This is a genomic window from Spiroplasma endosymbiont of Lariophagus distinguendus (genome assembly GCF_023846195.1).
Classification (GTDB): Bacteria; Bacillota_I; Bacilli_A; order Mycoplasmatales; family VBWQ01; genus Spiroplasma_E.
In genome coordinates this window covers 1-552 of record NZ_JALMUW010000184.1, presented here as the reverse complement: position 1 = coordinate 552, position 552 = coordinate 1, and the positions used below count along the sequence as shown (strand labels likewise).

The window sequence follows — 552 nt, the reverse complement described above, 5'->3', positions numbered from 1 at the left end:
TCTAATAGATCTTTTGTAACGTTAGATTATATTGTTCCTGATTTGAATATAAGAGATAAACAAGTTCCTACTTACTCTTATCAACATCATCAAGAAATTTTATTTGGAAAAAATGATATTTTAAATGATAATGAATTTAAAAATTTACCTGCTGTAAATGATTTTATTAATATTTTAAATGAACAAGTTAAATTTAAAGCAAGTGAAGAATCAAATAATGCTTTTAAAAAGTTAGAAAATAATAATGATAATTTTAAAGATTTTGAAGATTTTAAAAAACAATTTAATGATCATCATCTTTTATTTGATGGCAAAATTGATTTTGAATCATTTATTAAAACAATTAGTAATTATCATATAAATGCAAATATTGATGAATTAAAAACAGGAATATGTCGGTTTTATAATATTTTAGCTCAATTATATGGAAAAAATAATGTTTTTAAAATGTTAGAAAAAATTGAATTAGATCAAAAGTTGTGAGAACAATCTAAAAATAAATATGTCAGGAGAAGCACATTTTGGTTCTTGTAATGATAATATGTGTAATAC

At 20.5% G+C, this 552-nt stretch carries 1 protein-coding gene; it reads left to right on the top strand.

Going from position 1 to position 552, the window contains the following annotated elements; all coding sequences use genetic code 4:
- The coding region (locus M0D11_RS06445; protein ID WP_252321162.1) for a hypothetical protein at window positions 1–534 on the top strand (534 nt) is incomplete at its 5' end.
- Between the last annotated feature and the right edge of the window lie 18 nt (window positions 535–552).